General features: G+C 72.1%; 14 protein-coding genes and 1 pseudogene. 4 read left to right on the top strand and 11 right to left on the bottom strand.

Going from position 1 to position 16,628, the window contains the following annotated elements; translation table 11 throughout:
- Positions 1-34 precede the first annotated feature (34 nt).
- Positions 35-1,276: a cytochrome P450 family protein gene (locus IH80_RS0113425; protein ID WP_030960375.1), complete on the bottom strand. Its 1,242-nt coding sequence runs from the start codon at positions 1,274-1,276 to the stop codon at positions 35-37.
- Between the two features lie 398 nt (positions 1,277-1,674).
- Here IH80_RS0113425 and IH80_RS0113420 point away from each other — a divergent pair, with 398 nt between their 5' ends.
- Positions 1,675-2,220 carry a GNAT family N-acetyltransferase gene (locus IH80_RS0113420; RefSeq protein WP_051809252.1) on the top strand — a complete coding sequence of 182 codons (546 nt, stop codon included), beginning with the start codon at positions 1,675-1,677 and terminating at the stop codon, positions 2,218-2,220.
- A 114-nt stretch (positions 2,221-2,334) separates the two neighbouring features.
- Here IH80_RS0113420 and IH80_RS0113415 read toward each other — a convergent pair whose 3' ends face one another.
- A complete protein-coding gene (locus IH80_RS0113415; protein ID WP_037879780.1) occupies positions 2,335-2,874 on the bottom strand; it encodes a hypothetical protein in 540 nt (179 codons plus the stop codon).
- 263 nt (positions 2,875-3,137) lie between these two features.
- Between IH80_RS0113415 and IH80_RS0113410 the strand changes: the two genes are divergently transcribed.
- A complete protein-coding gene (locus tag IH80_RS0113410) occupies positions 3,138-5,240 on the top strand; it encodes a SpoIIE family protein phosphatase (protein ID WP_030960370.1) in 2,103 nt (700 codons plus the stop codon).
- Positions 5,241-5,301: 61 nt separating this feature from the next.
- Here IH80_RS0113410 and IH80_RS0113405 read toward each other — a convergent pair whose 3' ends face one another.
- From IH80_RS0113405 to IH80_RS0113365, 9 genes and pseudogenes are all read right to left on the bottom strand, one after another.
- Positions 5,302-6,153, bottom strand: coding sequence for a hypothetical protein (locus IH80_RS0113405; protein ID WP_030960369.1), 852 nt, complete (start codon positions 6,151-6,153; stop codon positions 5,302-5,304).
- Positions 6,154-6,196: 43 nt separating this feature from the next.
- Positions 6,197-6,928: a class E sortase gene (locus tag IH80_RS0113400; RefSeq protein ID WP_051809235.1), complete on the bottom strand. Its 732-nt coding sequence runs from the start codon at positions 6,926-6,928 to the stop codon at positions 6,197-6,199.
- Positions 6,929-7,187: 259 nt separating this feature from the next.
- A pseudogene (locus IH80_RS39220) lies at positions 7,188-8,077 on the bottom strand (ATP-binding cassette domain-containing protein); the annotation flags it as partial.
- Positions 8,078-8,147: 70 nt separating this feature from the next.
- Positions 8,148-9,665, bottom strand: coding sequence for a glycerol kinase GlpK (gene glpK / locus IH80_RS0113390; RefSeq protein WP_030960366.1), 1,518 nt, complete (start codon positions 9,663-9,665; stop codon positions 8,148-8,150).
- A gap of 170 nt (positions 9,666-9,835) precedes the next feature.
- The gene (locus IH80_RS0113385) at positions 9,836-10,684 is read right to left on the bottom strand and encodes an MIP/aquaporin family protein (RefSeq protein WP_030960364.1); all 849 of its coding nucleotides are present in this window, start codon (positions 10,682-10,684) and stop codon (positions 9,836-9,838) included.
- A 497-nt stretch (positions 10,685-11,181) separates the two neighbouring features.
- Positions 11,182-11,412, bottom strand: a complete 231-nt coding sequence (locus IH80_RS0113380; protein ID WP_030960362.1) for a DUF6479 family protein — start codon at positions 11,410-11,412, stop codon at positions 11,182-11,184.
- Positions 11,413-11,454: 42 nt separating this feature from the next.
- Positions 11,455-11,808, bottom strand: coding sequence for a DUF3618 domain-containing protein (locus IH80_RS0113375; RefSeq protein ID WP_030960360.1), 354 nt, complete (start codon positions 11,806-11,808; stop codon positions 11,455-11,457).
- On the bottom strand, positions 11,805-12,218 hold the full coding sequence (locus tag IH80_RS0113370; protein ID WP_030960359.1) for a phage holin family protein: 414 nt from the start codon (positions 12,216-12,218) through the stop codon (positions 11,805-11,807). The genes IH80_RS0113375 and IH80_RS0113370 overlap by 4 nt, the downstream gene beginning before the upstream one ends.
- Positions 12,219-12,328: 110 nt before the next feature.
- Complete coding sequence (locus IH80_RS0113365; protein ID WP_030960358.1) at positions 12,329-13,387, bottom strand: YihY/virulence factor BrkB family protein; 1,059 nt, start codon at positions 13,385-13,387, stop codon at positions 12,329-12,331.
- A 248-nt stretch (positions 13,388-13,635) separates the two neighbouring features.
- On the opposite strand from IH80_RS0113365, the gene IH80_RS0113360 reads away from it, so the two are divergent.
- Both IH80_RS0113360 and IH80_RS0113355 read left to right on the top strand, forming a co-directional pair.
- Positions 13,636-14,259 carry a flavodoxin family protein gene (locus IH80_RS0113360; RefSeq protein WP_030960357.1) on the top strand — a complete coding sequence of 208 codons (624 nt, stop codon included), beginning with the start codon at positions 13,636-13,638 and terminating at the stop codon, positions 14,257-14,259.
- A 49-nt stretch (positions 14,260-14,308) separates the two neighbouring features.
- Positions 14,309-16,573, top strand: a complete 2,265-nt coding sequence (locus IH80_RS0113355) for a catalase (protein WP_030960355.1) — start codon at positions 14,309-14,311, stop codon at positions 16,571-16,573.
- Positions 16,574-16,628 lie beyond the last annotated feature (55 nt).

Genomic DNA, 16,628 nt, shown 5'->3' with positions numbered 1-16,628 from the left:
TCCCGGGGTGGGCCGCGTGGGGGCCGGGCAGCGCTCAGTGCGGGGAGCGTCCCGTGTCGTAGCGGACCGGAAGTTCCAGCAGGCCGCGGGCGCGCAGGGAGGGACGCCAGCGGGGCGCGGGGCTTGCGGCTTCGAGGACGGGGTAGCGCTCCAGGAGGGCGGCGAGGGCGATCTCGGTCTCGGCGCGGGCCAGGGGGGCGCCGAGGCAGTAGTGGATGCCGTGGCCGAGCGCGAGGTGGCCGGAGGCGTCGCGGTCCAGGTCGAGGAGGTCGGGCCGGGGGAAGCGGGCCGGGTCGCGGTTGGCCGCGGAGAGCGAGAGCAGGACCGTCTCCCCCGCCGGGACGGTGACTCCCGCGATGGTGACGTCCTCGGTCGGGAAGCGGCGGATGGCGAGGGGCGCGGGGCCTTCGTAGCGCGCGAGTTCCTCGACGGCGGCCGGGAGGGCGGACGGGTCCTTGCGGAGGCGGGCCTGTTCCTCGGGGTGCTCCAGGAGCGTGTGGATCGCGTTGCCGATGAGCTGGACGGTGTTCTCGTACCCGGCGAAGAGGATGAGGAAGGCGAGCGACATCAACTCCTCCTCGCTCAGCCGGTCGCCGTCGCGGGCGCCTCCGGCTGCGCCTTCGCCTTCTCCGTCCTCGGCACCCTCTGCCCCGTCCCGGACGGCTATCAGATCGGACAGCAGGTCGTCGGCGGGCCGGCTGCGCTTGTGCGCCATGAGCTCGGTGAAGAAGCCGAGCATGGCCGACACCGCTTCCTTCGCGGCACGGGGACGGCTGGGGTCGGGGGTGATGAGCGCGTCCGTCCAGGTGCGGAAGTCGAGGCGGCGGTCCTCCGGAACGCCCAGCAGGTCGCAGATGACGATGATCGGCAGCGGGGCGGCGTAGGCGGCCACCAGGTCCGCGGTTCCGGCCGGGCCGAGGTCGTCGAGGAGGCGGTCCGCGGTCGCGCGGATGGGGGCGCGCAACTGCTCGCTGCGGCGCGGGGTGAAGGCGCGGCTCACGAGCCTGCGGATGCGGGTGTGGTCGGGGGGATCCATGTTGAGCAGATTGGCGTCCAGGGCCGGCGGCAGCGAAAGGCCCCGGTAACCGCCCTCCTTGGCATGGGACTTGTCCAGCGACAGCCGACGGTCGGTGAGGGCGGCGCGTACGTCGTCGTACCGCGTGACCAGCCATGCCGGGGTCCCGTCGGTGCCGGTGATGCGGCACACCGGCGCGGTGTCGCGCAGCCGGTCGTAGACGGAGTAGGGGTGTTCGAGCAGTTCGGCCTGGAGATCCATGGGGCAACCTTAGTCTCACGGTCCCCAACTGGCCTGTTTCAGTCAGTACGTTGGCGGGCGACGGCGTCCGTCCAGGTCGCGGTGGTCTGCGGGGTGAGGGGGACGCGGCCGTGGACGGCGTCGAGGACGACGTGGCAGTCGATGCGTTCGCCGTACCGGGGTGGCGAGGATGTGCGCGGCCCCTGCGGTCGGGAAGGGGCCGGCGGGGCGGCGGGGGTCGGCGGCGACCGTGCCGTCCGGACGCAGTCGGCCCCCTGCCCGATGAGGGCCTCGGCGCCCTTGGCCAGAGGGCCCTTGGGACCGCCGCGTGCCCCTGCGGCACTTCGCCCGACTGTGCGGCCGGGTGCGGCCCCGGCTTGCCCGTACGGTCGTCCGTACGGGCTGGCATGCTCCCCCTCATGACGGATCAGATCCCGCCCCAACTCACCCCGATCGCAGACGCCCGAGAGGTCGCTGCCACACTCCGGCACCAGCTGACCGACTGCTGGGTCGCCGTCACGAACGCGGGCGGGGCCGCCGGGTTCCCGTTCCCGCCCGTCGGTCACGAGGACGTCGCACCGGTCGTGGACGAACTCCTCGCCCACCTCCATCCACAGCGGAGCCGGCTCGTCGTCGCCACGTTCGACGGCGTCCTCGCCGGCTGGGTCGTGCTGCGGCGTGAGCCCCACCGCCTCGTGGGGCACTGGGGTACGGTGCACCACCTCCAGACCCGTCCCGGGTTCCGGCGCCGGGGGGTCGGAGCCGCCCTCATGGAGGAGCTGCGGAGAACCGCCCGCGACGAACTGGGGCTGGAACAGCTCCGTCTCGCGGCCCGTGGTGGAGAGGGGCTGGAGGACTTCTACGGCCGGCTCGGATGGCGTGAGGTCGGCCGCTGGCCGGGGGCCCTGCGCCTGTCCCCCGAGGACACCCGGGACGAAGTCCTGATGCTCCTCGACGCACTCTGACGTGCCGGCCCTTCGTGCGCCGGACCGGGCCGGCGGGGGGCGACGGGTCGGGCCGACGGGTGGTGCCGCCTCCCGCTGCGGAGCCGGGAGGCGGCCGTGTGTGGCGCGGCCGGCTCAGCGGAACAGCATGGACGCGTCCCCGGCCGGGGTGGTCACCGAGCCCGGGCACAGGAAGCTGCCCGAGGTCTTGGTCGCGGTGAACGCGCGGTTGATGTACTTCCGGGTCGTGCCGTCGCGGTCCCACACGATGTTCGTCGCCTTGTAGCGACAGGAGATGAAGCTCTGCCTGCCGGTGATGTCGATCAGGTCGGTCCGGGCCGTGCCGGCCGCGTCGTCGAACGTGAAGGCCGGGTTGTTGTTGAGGGTGGCGGCGATGCCGCCGCCGCAGGCGAGGTTCCCGCCGGGCGCGTTGACCGTGGCACGGTCGACGGTGAGGGCGTTCGGGGCGGCGGCGCTGGTGCTCGCGTTGGTCCAGCTGCAGCTGTTGCCGGCGACCACCATCACGCCGTCGGCCTTCTGGTCGGCGGCCGGGGCGGCGGAGCCGTGCGCCAGGGCGGTTCCGGTACCGGCCAGCCCTGCCGCGACGACGAGTGTCGCGATCCCGGCGACGCGGGCGAGTCGTGTGGTGCGGGAGGTGTTCGGGGTGTGCCTCATGGGTCGCTCCTCCATGCCACGTACTGGTGGGGGTAGGCGAGGCGCTGGGCCTCTCAGGGGGTGCGGAGTGCGTGCCGGGAGCGTCCCACAGCCGCCTCGAAGTGTCAGGAGTCTGTCAGGTGCATGGCAACAATTGGCTGGAATTACCGGTCGGTACGACATGCCGCCACTGGATCCGCCCCGGAAACGGGAAGGCGCCGTGAGGTCCGCCGCCCGGATGACGGGCACAATGAGGAGAGACCTCGATCGAAGGGGGACCTCTGATGCCATCGGACCGGCCAGGGGGTGCGGACGCCGACGCCCCCGGTCCGATCCGGTCCGAGCCGGGGGCCCTGCTGGAGCACGTGCCCGTGGCCGTCTTCGGCCTCGACGACGCGGAGCGGGTCCGTTACTGGGGCCCCGGCGCCCGGCACCTGTTCGGATACGCGCCCGAAGAGGTGCTGTCCCGGCCGGCCTCGGTCCTCTTCCCCGACCCGGAGCCGGGAACCCCCGGCGGGGCGTCTCAGCTGGTGGAGCGCGGCCGGACCCTCGGGTACTGGCGGGTCCGGATGCCCGCCCGGCACCGCGACGCCGGGGTCTTCGACTGCGGGTTCCGGGTGTTCCCGGTGACCGGCCCGGCGGGCGACTCCGTGGTCATGGGCCTGGCCAGCCGCGGCGACGAGCTCGACCGGGTCAAGACGAACCTCGTCTTCCTCGACGCCCTCTTCGAGACCTGTCCGATCGGCCTCGTCATGCTCGACGAGGAGCTGCGTTACGTGCACCTCAACCAGGTGCTGGCCGACATGGACGGGATCCCCATGCGGGAGCACCTCGGGCGCCGCATGACCGACATCATGATCACGTCCGACGGGGGTGAGTACGAACGCATGCTCCGGGCCGTGGCCGAGAAGGGCCGCCCCCTCGTCGGCGCGCTGGTGGGGCTGCGCACCCCCGGCCGACCCGACCGCGACCAGGTCCGCTCGGTGAGCTTCTTCCCGCTGAGCGGGACGGGGGACACCCTGTCCGGTGTCGGCGGGCTGCTCGTCGACGTGACCGACCGGGAACAGGCACTGCTCGAAGCGACGGCCGCCCGGCAGCGGCTGGACCTGCTGGACCGCGCATCGGCCCAGGTCGGCACCACCCTGGACCTGGAGGTCACGGCCCGCGAGCTGGTCGACGCCGTCCTGCCCGACTTCTGCGACGGCGCCGTGGTCGAAATGGTCGAGTGGATGTACGAGGACGAGCGGTTCGACCCCGCCCTGCCGCTCACCACGCGCCGGATCGCCTCCGGCACCGTCCTCCCGCCGCCCGCGCCGGAGCTGGTCGGAGGCCGGGAACGGGTCACCTACCCACCCGGCTCCGGCATCCACGAGATGCTGAGCAGCGGCCGCCCGCTCTCCGTCGTCGTCGACGAGGCCTTCGCCACCCGCACCGCCGCCCACCGGGACCGGGCTCGCCTGCTGCTGGACAGCGACCTGGGCGGGATCGTCCTCGCCCCGCTCATCGCGCGGGGCACGGTCCAGGGCATCGCCATGTTCGGCCGCTCCACCGCCCGCCCCGCCTTCACCGAACAGGACGTCACCCTCGCCGGCGAGCTGGCCTCACGGGCGGCCCTGTGTCTGGACAACGCGCGCCTGTACGGCCGGGTCCAGGACATCGCGCTGACCCTCCAGCGCGCCCTCCTGCCCAGCGCCGTGGTGTCGGGCGCCCACGTGGACGTCGCCCACCGCTATCTCCCCGGCAGCCGGATCACCGAGGTCGGGGGCGACTGGTACGACGTGATCAACCTGCCCGGCGACCGGGTCGCGCTCGTCGTCGGGGACGTCATGGGGCACGGCGTCCCGGCCGCCGCGTCGATGGGCCGGCTGCGCATCACGGCCAAGGCCCTCGCCCCCCACGCCCCCACCCCCGAGGCGCTGCTCACCGAACTCGACACCTGCGCCCAGGAGTCCGGCATCCAGCTGGCCACGTGCCTCTTCCTCGTGTACGACCCGCACACCGGCCGCGCCCGTATCGGGAACGCCGGCCATCCCCCGCCCCTGGTGCGCCACCCGGACGGGACGGTCGAGACGGTGGGCGCGGGCCTGGGGATCCCGCTCGGGGTGGGCGGCGTCCCCTTCCGGTCGTCTGCGCTCGACCTGCCCGACGGCGCGGTGCTCGCCCTGTACACCGACGGCCTGATCGAAGCGCGGGGCCAGGACATCGGAGCCGGTCTGGAGGCCCTGCGGGAGCAGCTGCGCACGGTGACGGGGCCGCTGGAGGAGGCCGCGGACCGGATCATCGCGAACCAGCTTCCCGCCGAGGCGACCGACGACACCGTCCTGGTACTGGCCCGGATCCACCGCGCGGGCGGCCGGGGCGCCGGTGCGGGGCCGCCCGAGCAGTGACGTACGAGGGCTCGGGCCGGGGGGCGTGCCGGGGCGGGGTGGCGTGCCGCGGTGGCCGGTCTCAGTACGCCCCGAAGGACCAGAAGACCCCGACCTCGTCGTCGGACACGGCGATGAGGCCCAGTTCTTCGAGCAGGTCGAGGCCGTTGATGTACTCGCCCGTGATGAACCCGTGCACCCTCGTCCCCTTGAGGCCGGCCCGGACGAAGTCCCGGGCGGGGTCCGAGGCCGCGTCCCGGGCGTTCGTCCAGAACCGGGCGTCCGGGCCGTAGCGGTCCAGCAGGAGCCGTGCGTCGGCCAGCAGGGCGTCGCGCTCGGGCCAGTTCGCGAAGGGCCGGCCGCAGCCCCACTCCTCCGCCATGACGGCGAGCGCGGTGACGGCCGCCGCCGGTTCCAGTGGGTGCAGGCGGTCCCGGAACCCGGCGGCGGGCGGCGGCTCGAAGGGGTACGCCGGCACGGCGCAGCGGGCATCGTTGGTGCGGTCGCAGTCGATCCGCAGCCAGCCGCGCGGGTCCGGGACCTCGCGGTGCATCAGGGCGAGCACGTCCTCGGCCCAGTCCTCGTGCCGTCGCGGTCCGGTGGCGAGGAAGACGTACGGGTCCCCCAGCAGGCGCAAGGCCGCCGCGTTCCAGGGGCTGCGGCGGCGCCGCAGCCCCATGAGGGTGTCGCCGACGCTGCGGGCGAACACGTCGGCCGGTGCGCGCGGAATGCCGTTGAGCTCTCCGTACCCCCACCGCAGGAGTTCCGCAACCGCGCTGTCCGCACCGTCCGCAGCGACTGCTGTCGGCTCGGGCGGCGCCTCGGGGACGGCGGCCCGGTTTCCCCGCTCCAGTTCGACGGCTGCCCGCCACAGGTCTTCGAGGTGGGCCTCGAGGACGTCGAGGGCGGTGCGGTCGTCGGCTGCCGTGCTCATGCGCCCACCCTAGGGGGTGTGTTGTCCGCCCCTTGCGGTCTCGCTACGGAGACGGCGTCGTCTTGCGCAGGACGCCGATCTTGTCGATGCGGTGCTCGGGATTGCCCTGGGCGTCGCTCCAGAAGTTGCCCTCGGCGTGGTCCTCCGGTGTGGCGCAGGTCGAGATCGTGATCATGGCCTGGGTGGGGGCCGCGCCGGGTGCGCCGGGCACCGCCGCGCGCTGTTCGTCCAGCGAGCGCTGCGACCGGAAGGACGTCTTGCGGGTCGCGGTGATCTCGTAGGTGTACTGCACCCCGCCCGCCGTCACGAGGACCGTGTCGCCGTGGTCGACCGCGGGCAGGTCCCGCAGCGGGCCGCCGGCCGACAGGCGGTGCGCGGTGACCAGGAAGTTCCCCACCTGACCGGGTCCGACCCCACCCCGCTTCCCGTACGGGCTGGCCGCGACCCCACGGTCCTGGATGCGGGTCCCGGGTACGTCGTCGGTGGTGCCCTCGTACGGCACGACGCGCAGCCCGGATATGCCCGCCGAGGGTATGGACAGGCTCGACTCCCGGGTACGGGCGTCGCCGGGGTCCGCAGCGGGTGCGTGCGCGGCGGCCTGCGCCGAGGCCGAGGCCGAGGCCGAGGCCGAGGCGGAGGCGGTGGGGGTGGCGGTGGCGGTCGTCGGTACCGCTGGCGCCCCTGCGGCCGCCGAGGGGCCACACGCCGCCAGCAGGGCGGTCACGGCGCCGACCAGTGCGACGGGGACGGCTCGGGACGGGAACAGCTGGGGCATGGGCGCATCCGGGGGGTCGGTCGCCCGGGTCGAGCGGCAGGTGGGTGACCCGGTTCACGGCCAGAGTGACATACGGAGCAAGAAGTCCATAAGGGGCCGTGCCTGTGACCTCCCTCCCCCGGCCCCCGGCGCCGGGGCCCGAGCCGAGGCGGGCCGAGGCCGCGACCTCCCCCGAACCCGAGAGCCCGAGCCCGGGACCGGGACCGGGACCGGGGCGGCGGGACCGGAACCGGGGTCAGTGTCTGCGGCCGACGAGTTCCGGCGGCGGCGCCACCGGGTTGCGCCGCAGGTGGTCCAGCCGCTCCCGGACGGCCCGGACCTGTCCGCCGAGCTTGGCCTCGTGCGACCGGCGGTGTCTGGCGAAGCCCTGCCGGGGGTCCCTACCGGTGCCGGCCAGGCGTTTCATGGCTGTCCCGAGCAGCTCCTCGGTACGGCCCAGTTCAGCGAGCCAGTCCGCGTGCTCCTGTGTCGCGCGCCGTCGGGCGGCGCCTTCGCGGCGCGGTAGCCGCGCCAGCCGTCCCCGTGGCGGTGCACGGTGCGCGCGGCGCGGTCGACCTCGAGGACGGTGGTGGCGATGCGTTCCAGGAAGCCGCGGTCGTGAGTGACGGCGACGACGGTGCCCCGGTGCCCGCGCAGGTGCTCTTCGAGCCAGTGCACGGCGGCCGCGTCGAGGTGGTTCGTCGGCTCGTCGAGGAGCAGCAGCTCGGGGGCGGCGGCCAGTACGCAGGCGAGCGAGAGTCGCGTCTGCTCACCGCCGGACAGCGAGCCGAGCGTGCGGTCGCGGGTGGTCCCGGCGAGCCCGAGGCCGTGCAGGGCGGCGTCGACGCGGGCGTCCGCCTCGTAGCCGCCGCGGTCCTCGTACGCGGTGAGCAGCTCGCCGTACGCGTCGAGTTCGGCCGGGGACGCTCCGGCCAGTTCCTTCTCGGCCGCGCGCAGCCTGCGCTTCATGTCACGCAGGTCCGCGAGGGCGAGATCGACGACTTCCTGCACCGTGTCGTAGGGGTCGAGGTCGAGGGTCTGGGCGAGGTGGCCCGTGCCGCCCGGTAAGACGACGGTGATCTCGCCGGTGTCGGGCGGCTCGGCCGCGGCGAGGAGCCGCAGCAAGGTGGACTTGCCAGAGCCGTTCTCGCCGATGACGGCGGCCTTCTCGCAAAGCGACGTACGGCGCCGCAGCGTGACGGCACGACGGCTTGGGCTACGCCTCCTCCGCGCCGACCGTCTATTCGACCTTCTCCCAGTCGAGCGTGCGCTCGACCGCCCGCTTCCAGCCCGCGTAGCCCTCGGCACGCCGCTCCTCGGACCACTGGGGCTCCCAGCGCTTGGACTCCTGCCAGTGCGTGCGCAGCTCGTCCGTGTCCTGCCAGAAGCCGGTGGCGAGGCCGGCCGCGTAGGCGGCGCCGAGCGCGGTCGTCTCAGCGACGACGGGGCGGCTGACCGGTACGCCGAGGACGTCGGACTGCGTCTGCATGCACAGGTCGTTGGCGGTGACCCCGCCGTCGACCTTGAGCACGTCGAGGTGTACGCCCGAGTCCTGCTCCATGGCCTCCACGACGTCACGGCTCTGGTAGCAGATCGCCTCCAGGGTGGCCCGCGCCAGGTGGCCGTTGTCGTGGTAGCGGGCGAGCCCGACGATCGCACCGCGGGCGTCGGAGCGCCAGTACGGGGCGAACAAGCCGGAGAAGGCGGGGACGAAGTAGATGCCTCCGCTGTCCTCGACGGTCCGGGCCAGGCGTTCGCTCTCACCGGCATCGGTGATGATCTTCAGCTGGTCGCGCAGCCACTGCACGGCGGAGCCCGTGACCGCGATGGAGCCTTCGAGGGCGTAGACCGCGGGGCTGTCACCGAACTGGTAGGCCACGGTGGTCAGCAGACCGTGCTGCGAGCGGACCAGTTCCGTACCGGTGTTGAGGACCAGGAAATTGCCGGTCCCGTAGGTGTTCTTCGCTTCGCCCGGCGCGAAGCAGACCTGGCCGACGGTGGCCGCCTGCTGGTCGCCGAGGACTCCCGTGATGGGAATCGCCTCCCGCAACGGCCGGGAGGTACGGGTCTGCCCGTACGCCTCCGGGTGGGAGGACGGGTTGATCGTGGGAAGCATCGACCGGGGGATGTTGAAGAAGCCGAGCAGTTCGTCGTCCCAGTCGAGGGTTTCCAGGTCCATGAGCATGGTGCGGCTGGCATTGGTGACGTCGGTGGCGTGGATGCCGCCCTCGGGGCCTCCGGTGAGGTTCCACAGCACCCAGCAGTCGGTGTTGCCGAAGAGGGCGTGGCCCTGTTCGGCGGCCTCCCGCACCCCGTCGACGTTCTCCAGGATCCACTGGATCTTGCCGCCGGAGAAATAGGTGGCCGGGGGCAGCCCCGCCTTGCGGCGGATGACGTCTCCCTGGCCGCCGCGCTCCAGTGCCGCGGCGATGGAGTCCGTACGGGTGTCCTGCCAGACGATCGCGTTGTAGTAGGGGCGCCCGGTGCGGGGGTCCCAGACGACGGTCGTCTCGCGCTGGTTGGTGATACCGACGGCCGCGAGGTCGGAGGCGTCGAGGTTGCCGTGCCGGAGGGCGTTCTGGATCACCGAGTTGGTGCGTTCCCAGATCTCCACGGGGTCGTGTTCGACCCATCCCGAGCGCGGGAGGATCTGGGAGTGCTCCAGCTGGTGCCTCGCCACCTCGTTTCCGGCATGGTCGAAGATCATGAAACGGGTGCTTGTGGTCCCCTGGTCCACTGCGCCGACGAAGTCAGGCATGGGGTGCCGCCTCTCTGCGGATGCCGTGCGGGGGGCTGCCGCCCGGGACGGAGTGGGCGTACCGCGGCCGTCCGTCCCGGGCGGCGTCAGCTCTGCGCGACCGGCTCTCTGCGGTCAGCTGTGCGTGATCAGCTCTGCGCGATCAGCTCTGCGTGGTCCGTTCTGCCTGGTCAGCTCTCGTCCGGTGTCGGTACCCGTCCGGGAGGCTCCGGTTCGGCGGTCGGCAGGAACCGGCCGATGAAGAACTTGTACAGAGCCGCTCCGAGCACGCCGCCGACGAAGGGGCCGATAATCGGGACCCAGAAGTAGAAGTTCCCGTACTGATCTCGCCACGCCCCGCCGTAGCCGGTGAAGAAGCTCGCCAGGCGGGGGCCGAAGTCGCGGGCCGGGTTGATCGCGTAACCGGCGTTGGTGCCCCACGCCATGCCGATCGCCACGACGATCAGGCCGACGATGAACGGGGCGAGATTGGCGCCGGGGGGCGTGCCCAGCAGGTCCGTGACGGCGAGGATCAGGAAGAGCAGGATCGCCGTGCCGATGATCTGGTCGCGCAGTGCGCCCCACTCGGTCACCGGCAGGTTCGTGTTCCCGTTGGCCGGGAGCGTGGAGAAGACGCCCTGGGTCTTGATGGTGTGACCGGGGTCGGCCTTGGCCAGCGCCTCGGTGTAGTTCCAGCGGACGATCAGGGCGGCCACGAAGGCGCCGGCCACCTGGGCCAGCGCGTAGGGGGCCACCTTGCTCCAAGGGAAGCCCTTGAACGCGGCCAGTGCGACGGTCACCGCGGGATTGAGGTGAGCACCGCTCAGTCTCGCCGCTACATAGACGCCCAGGGTCACGCCGAGACCCCAGGCCCAGGCGATGCTGTCGTGGTTTCCGAGACCGCCCGCGGGGTCCGTGAGGGCCCCACCGGCGACCACTTGGGCCACCACACCGCAACCGAAGAGGATAAGGATCATGGTGCCGGCGAATTCGGCGAAGAGTTCGCCGACCAGACCCGATCTGTGGAGGCGCTCCGTCATGGGTGCACCGCTTCCCGCCAGGCCGACGGCCGGCTTCGACTGCCCCGAGTCCTCTGATTGTTCGACCGCAGCACGAAGTTCCCCCCGCGCGCGCGAGAAGCCGAACAGGCCTTACTCGGCGCACACGCCCGTGAGCGGGTACCTCCATATTGCGCCACCCTCCCCTTATCCGCCCCTTATCCGCCTCCGGCTCCCGTTGCACGGGGCCGCCGGGGAAGTGACAGGGCCCGGCCGGGGTGACTACTGGCTCCGGCCGGGCCCTGCGTGCGTGGGGTGTTGCTGGGGGGCGCGGATGCTCGAACGCTCCGGTCCGAACTTCCGCTCCGCCAGGCTGACACACTCGGTAACTTTCCGCATTCTTTCGACTACTCAGTGCAGCTCGCGGGCGGGTCCCGTCCTGGGCCGGGGCCCGCGAGCGCCGTGCGGGCCGAGCCACTGGTTCGGGTACCGGCGACGCCCCGCCGACCACGGGGTCCCTGCCTCAGGACCTCGCGCCGTCAGGCCGTGGGGCCCCGGCCGCCGACGCCGCCGTCCGGTGTCTGCCAGGAGTCCTCGCGCCCGCGGGCCACGGGATTCTGGTCCGCGGACCGGGCGGGGGCCCGGCGCCGGGCGCTGCGGCGGCTCCCGTACCAGAACGCGCCGATCAGGAGAACGACCACGACCACGCCGGCGAGGATGAGGAACAGCGCTCCTCGGGCTTCGGCTGCGAGAACCTCGGTGGGAATCATGGTCCGCGCCTACCCCCGATCGCCGCGCCTACGGCCCTGCGGTCACCGGTGCCCACAGCTGCGGCGCACCAGCAGGAAGACCACCAGCGCGGCGCAACCGACCGCGAGCAACGGCTTGTGGTGGGCGCGCGCCACGCTCACGACCCGGTCCGCCCCGTCGAGTACCGGTTCGGGAGTCGCGTGCTTCACCAGCTCCGCCGTGTGCACGGCCGTCTCGTGGATCCGGTCGGCGACCTGCGCGGTCTTCCTGCCGGCCTGGGCCTTGAGGTCGGCCTTGCCCGCCAGGGCCTCTATGGTCCGCCCCAGCTCGTCCCGTGAGCGCTCGACCTGCTCGCGCAGCTCGTCGGGGGTGGGGGTGCCGTTGCCGGTTCGGGGTGTGTCGGGGTCGCCGGTCATCGGTGCGCCTTCTCCCGCATCGCGGCCAGGTCGGCCTTGACGCTGTCGATGGTCTGCGCCGGCACGGGCGCGCCGGCCCTGGTCACCTGCTTCTTGCCCGCCAGGGCCAGGACCGCGGCTCCGATCGCCAGCACCGCCATGACGATGAGGGCCGAGGCCCAGACCGGCAGTACCAGCGCGAGGGCTGCGATGCCGGCCACCGTCAGGGCCTGGGCCGCCAGGAATCCGAGCAGACCGGCCGTGCCGAAGAGGCCACCGCCGCGCCCGAAGCGTTTCCCTTTTTGCGCCATCTCCGCCCGCGCCAGTTGCATCTCCTCGCGGACCAGCTCCGATATCTGCCGGGACGCGCGCGAGACGAGCACGCTCACGGATTCATCGGCCGAGTGGGTCTGCCGCTCTATCGTGCTCATGCGGAGTCTCCCCTTCAGTTGCACACGCTTCTGTCGACGCGCGCCTACCCGGTAAACGCCCCGGCACCCGGCCTCGGTGTCAGCGGGGCTCGAGGCCGGTGGTCACGAGGTCAGTGGGTCATGCGCCGGCGTTCCTCCGCGTTCCAGGCACGGGTGTCGCGGGGCCGGACATAAGGCTCCTCGTCCCGCGGCAGCCCGCCGGCGATCGCGCGCTGTCGCGCCAGTTCCGCGTCGAACTCCAGCCCGAGGAGGACGGCGAGGTTGGTGAGCCACAGCCAGACCAGGAAGACGACGACGCCCGCGACGGTGCCGTACGTCTTGTTGTAGGAGGCGAAGTTCGCTACGTAGAACGCGAAACCGGCCGAGGCGATCATCCAGATCAGCAGGGCCAGGAGGCTGCCCGGCGTCACCCACTTGAAGCCGCGGCCCTTGGCGTTCGGCGCCGCCCAGTACAGGAGGGCGATCATGATCGTGACGAGGAGGACGAGGGCCGGCCACTTCGCGATCGACCACACCGCCAGTCCCGTGTCACCGATACCCAGGGCCGTGCCCGCCCGCCGGGCCAGGCCGCCGGTGAAGACCACGATCAGCGCGCCGGCACAGGCGAGGGCCATCAGCGTGACCGTCAGCGCCAGGCGCAGCGGCAGCACCTTCCACACCGGGCGGCCCTCGGGTACGTCGTAGACGGCGTTCGCGGAGCGGATGAACGCGGCCACGTAGCCGGAGGCCGACCACATCGCCACGACGAGTCCGACGACGGCCATCAGTGACCCGACGCCGCTGCGGCCCTGCAGTTGCTCGACCGCGTCCCTGATCACGTCCCGGGCGGAGCCGGGAGCCAGTTGCTGCAGGTCGTCCAGCACCCGCCCGGCCGTCGATTCGCCGGCCAGACCCAGCAGCGACACGAGGACCAGGAGCGCCGGAAAGATCGCCAGCACTCCGTAGTAGGTCAGCGCCGCGGCCCGGTCGGCCAGTTCGTCGTCGCCGAACTCCTTGGCCGTGCCGCGGAATACCGCCTTCCAGGAGCGTGCGGGCAACTCGGTGGGCTCGGACGGGGCGCGCTCCTCGACCAGCGCGCCCGGGCCCGGCTCGGCGTCGGGCTCGGCGTCCGGCTCGGCGTCGGCGCGCGCGAGGTCACGGCCGTGGCCCTGGTTCGATGGAGGTCTCATGCCCTTCGGCTGTCCACGATGGCGCCGGTCATGTCAGCCCGATCGGGCCATCCGGCTCCGGCACCCCGGGCAGCCCGATGGAGCCCGCGTACCCGGCGCGGACCTGCCCGGACGTGCCTGTTTCTGTCTGGTTCTGCCCGATATGCCCTGACCTGCGCCGACCTGCTCGGAGATGCACGGAGATGCACGGAAGGGATTCATCACATCCCTCGCCACATCAAAGCCGGGTGCAGGGGTAGCCGGAGACCATGGATGCCACCAAGAACACGCCGCTCCGCGCTGTCGCGCTCGTCTGCACGCTGACCCCCTCCCCCGCTCCGTCCAGTTCCCAGCTGCTGGCGGAGCAGACGATGGCCGCGCTCGCCGAGCACGGCGTCACGGGCAAGACCATCCGCATCGCCGACCATGACGTGAAGCCCGGCGTGCAGACCGACATGGGCGACGGTGACGCCTGGCCGGAGATCCGCGACACCGTTCTGGGCACCGACATCCTGATCCTGTCCACGCCGATCTGGCTCGGGCACCCGTCCAGCACCGCCCAGCGGGTACTGGAACGCCTCAATGCGGAAATCTCCGAGAGCGACGACCAGGGGCGCATGCTGACGTACGGCAAGGTCGCCGCCGTCTGCGTCGTGGGCAACGAGGACGGCGCGCACAAGGTGAGCGCGGACCTCTTCCAGGGGCTGAACGACGTCGGTTTCTCCCTTGCGCCGAACGCCGTCACCTACTGGGTCGGCGAAGCCATGCAGGGCACCGACTACCAGGACCTCGACAAGACCCCCGAAAAGACGGAGGCCACGACCAGGACCCTCGCCGCCAACACCGCCCACCTCGCCCGACAGCTCAAGGCCGCCGTCTATCCCGCGAGCTGACCCGCGGTTCACCCCCGTGCACTCCCCCGCGGCCGCTAGGAGAAGGATCATGGCGAAGAAGCATGAATCGGCATCGGCGTCGGCATCGGCGTCGGCATCGGAAGAAGCGACGAGGGAGGACGTGCCGGGTGCGCCCGGCCCCGTACCGCCGTCCCTGTCCGAGCCGACGGACCCCGTGGAACCGCTCCCGCCCAAGGCCGATCAGGAAGGTCCCGCGACGGTCGGCCCGACCGGCCGGGCCACCGGGGCGGAGCAGGCGAGCGTGGCACAGGGCGGCGCGTACCTGACCACGGCCCAGGGGACCCGTCTGCCCGACTCCGATCACTCGCTGAAGGCGGGGGCGCGCGGCCCGGTCCTGCTCCAGGACCACCATCTGCGCGAGAAGATCACGCACTTCGACCATGAGCGGATCCCGGAGCGGGTCGTCCACGCGCGCGGTGCCGCCGCCCACGGCGTCTTCCTTGGCTACGGAGCGGCAAGCGAGGTGTCGAAGGCCGCGTTCCTCGCCAAGGACGTCCGGACACCCGTGTTCGTGCGGTTCTCCACCGTCCTCGGCTCCCGTGGTTCGGCCGACACCGTGCGCGACACCCGGGGTTTCGCGACGAAGTTCTACACCGAGGAGGGCGTCTTCGACCTGGTCGGCAACAACATCCCGGTGTTCTTCATCCAGGACGCGATCAAGTTCCCCGACATCATCCACGCCGGCAAGCCGCACCCGGACCGCGAGATCCCGCAGGCCCAGAGCGCCCACGACACGTTCTGGGACTTCGTCTCCCTGCACACCGAAGCCACCCACCACACCCTGTGGAACATGTCCGACCGGGGGATCCCCCGCTCCTACCGGATGATGGAGGGCTTCGGTGTCCACACCTTCCGCCTGGTCAACGCGGCCGACGAGACCGCGCTGGTGAAGTTCCACTGGAAGCCCAGGCTAGGCGTGCACTCCCTGGTCTGGGAGGAGGCGCAGATGATCGGCGGGGCGGACCCGGACTTCCACCGCCGCGATCTCTTCGACGCCATCGAATCCGGCGCCCATCCGCAGTGGGAGCTCGGCATCCAGGTGTTCCCCGACACCCCCGACCAGACCTTCGAGGGGATCGACCTCCTCGACCCCACCAAGATCGTGCCCGAGGAACTCTCGCCCGTTCAGCCCATCGGGCTGATGACGCTGAACGCCAACACCAAGAACTTCTTCGCCGAGACCGAGCAGGTGGCCTTCCACCCCGGACACCTGGTCCCGGGCATCGACGTCACCGACGACCCGCTGCTCGCCGGTCGGCTCTTCTCCTACCTCGACACCCAGATCAGCCGACTCGGCGGCCCGAACTTCGCGCAGATCCCGGTCAACAGGCCGCACGCTCCCGTCAACGACATGCTCCGCGACGGAATGCACCAGAGCGCCGTGCACACGGGTACCGCGCCCTACCGACCCAACAGCCTCGACGGGGGCTGCCCGTTCCTCGCCGGGTCCGACACCGCTGCCTACATCGAGACGCCCGTGACGGTCCCGGAGGCCACCAAGGTGCGTGAGGCGCCGTCCTCGTTCTCGGACCACTTCACCCAGCCGCGGCTCTTCTGGCTCAGCATGTCACCGCCCGAGCGCGAACACATCGTCGCCGCCTACACCTTCGAACTGAACAAGTGCTACGAGCAGGCCGTCAAGGAGCGGACGCTGAAGGTCCTGGCGAACATCGATCCGCAGCTGTGCGAACAGGTCGCGACGGGTCTCGGGCTGCCGGCCCCCGCGGCCGACGTGCCGCTCATCGCGGCCGACCCCAGCCCCGCGCTCTCCCAACTGGGCGACACCTGGCCGACGGACGGGCGCGTGATCGGCATCGTCGCCGACGCAGCCGCGGACCTGGACGGCGTCCGGGCCGTGCAGCAGGCCGTCCAGGAGGCGGGCATGGTGCCCCTCGTGATCGCCCCGACCGGCGGCACGCTCGACCCCGACGGTGACCCCATCGCCATTCGGCGGACCTTCGTCGGCGCCCGCTCCGTCGAGTTCGACGCCCTCCTCCTGGCGGGCGCACCCGAGGCCGGCGCGGACGCGTACGGCGCCCGCGACGCGAAGGCCGGCACGGCCCGGCCCCCGGACGCCCCGGACCCGCGCGTACTGCTGCTCGTCACCGAGGCGTACCGGCACGGCAAGGCCATCGGCGGCTGGAACGGTGCCGACCGGCTCCTGACGTCCGCCGGTATCACGGCGAACGAACCGGGCATCGCGCTGGCGGACACGGGCACGGCGGCCCTGGACGCGGTCAGGGAGGCGCTCGGCGAACACCGGTCGTGGGACCGGTTCCCTTCCGCCCTGTAAAGCCTCGCGGGTCCCGTCTCCCGGGAGACGGGACCCGCGCTCGTCGCGCTGCAGG

The sequence above is a fragment of the Streptomyces sp. NRRL S-378 genome (assembly GCF_000720645.1).
In the GTDB taxonomy this organism is placed as follows: domain Bacteria; phylum Actinomycetota; class Actinomycetes; order Streptomycetales; family Streptomycetaceae; genus Streptomyces.
This window is presented reverse-complemented; position numbering and strand designations above follow the sequence as displayed.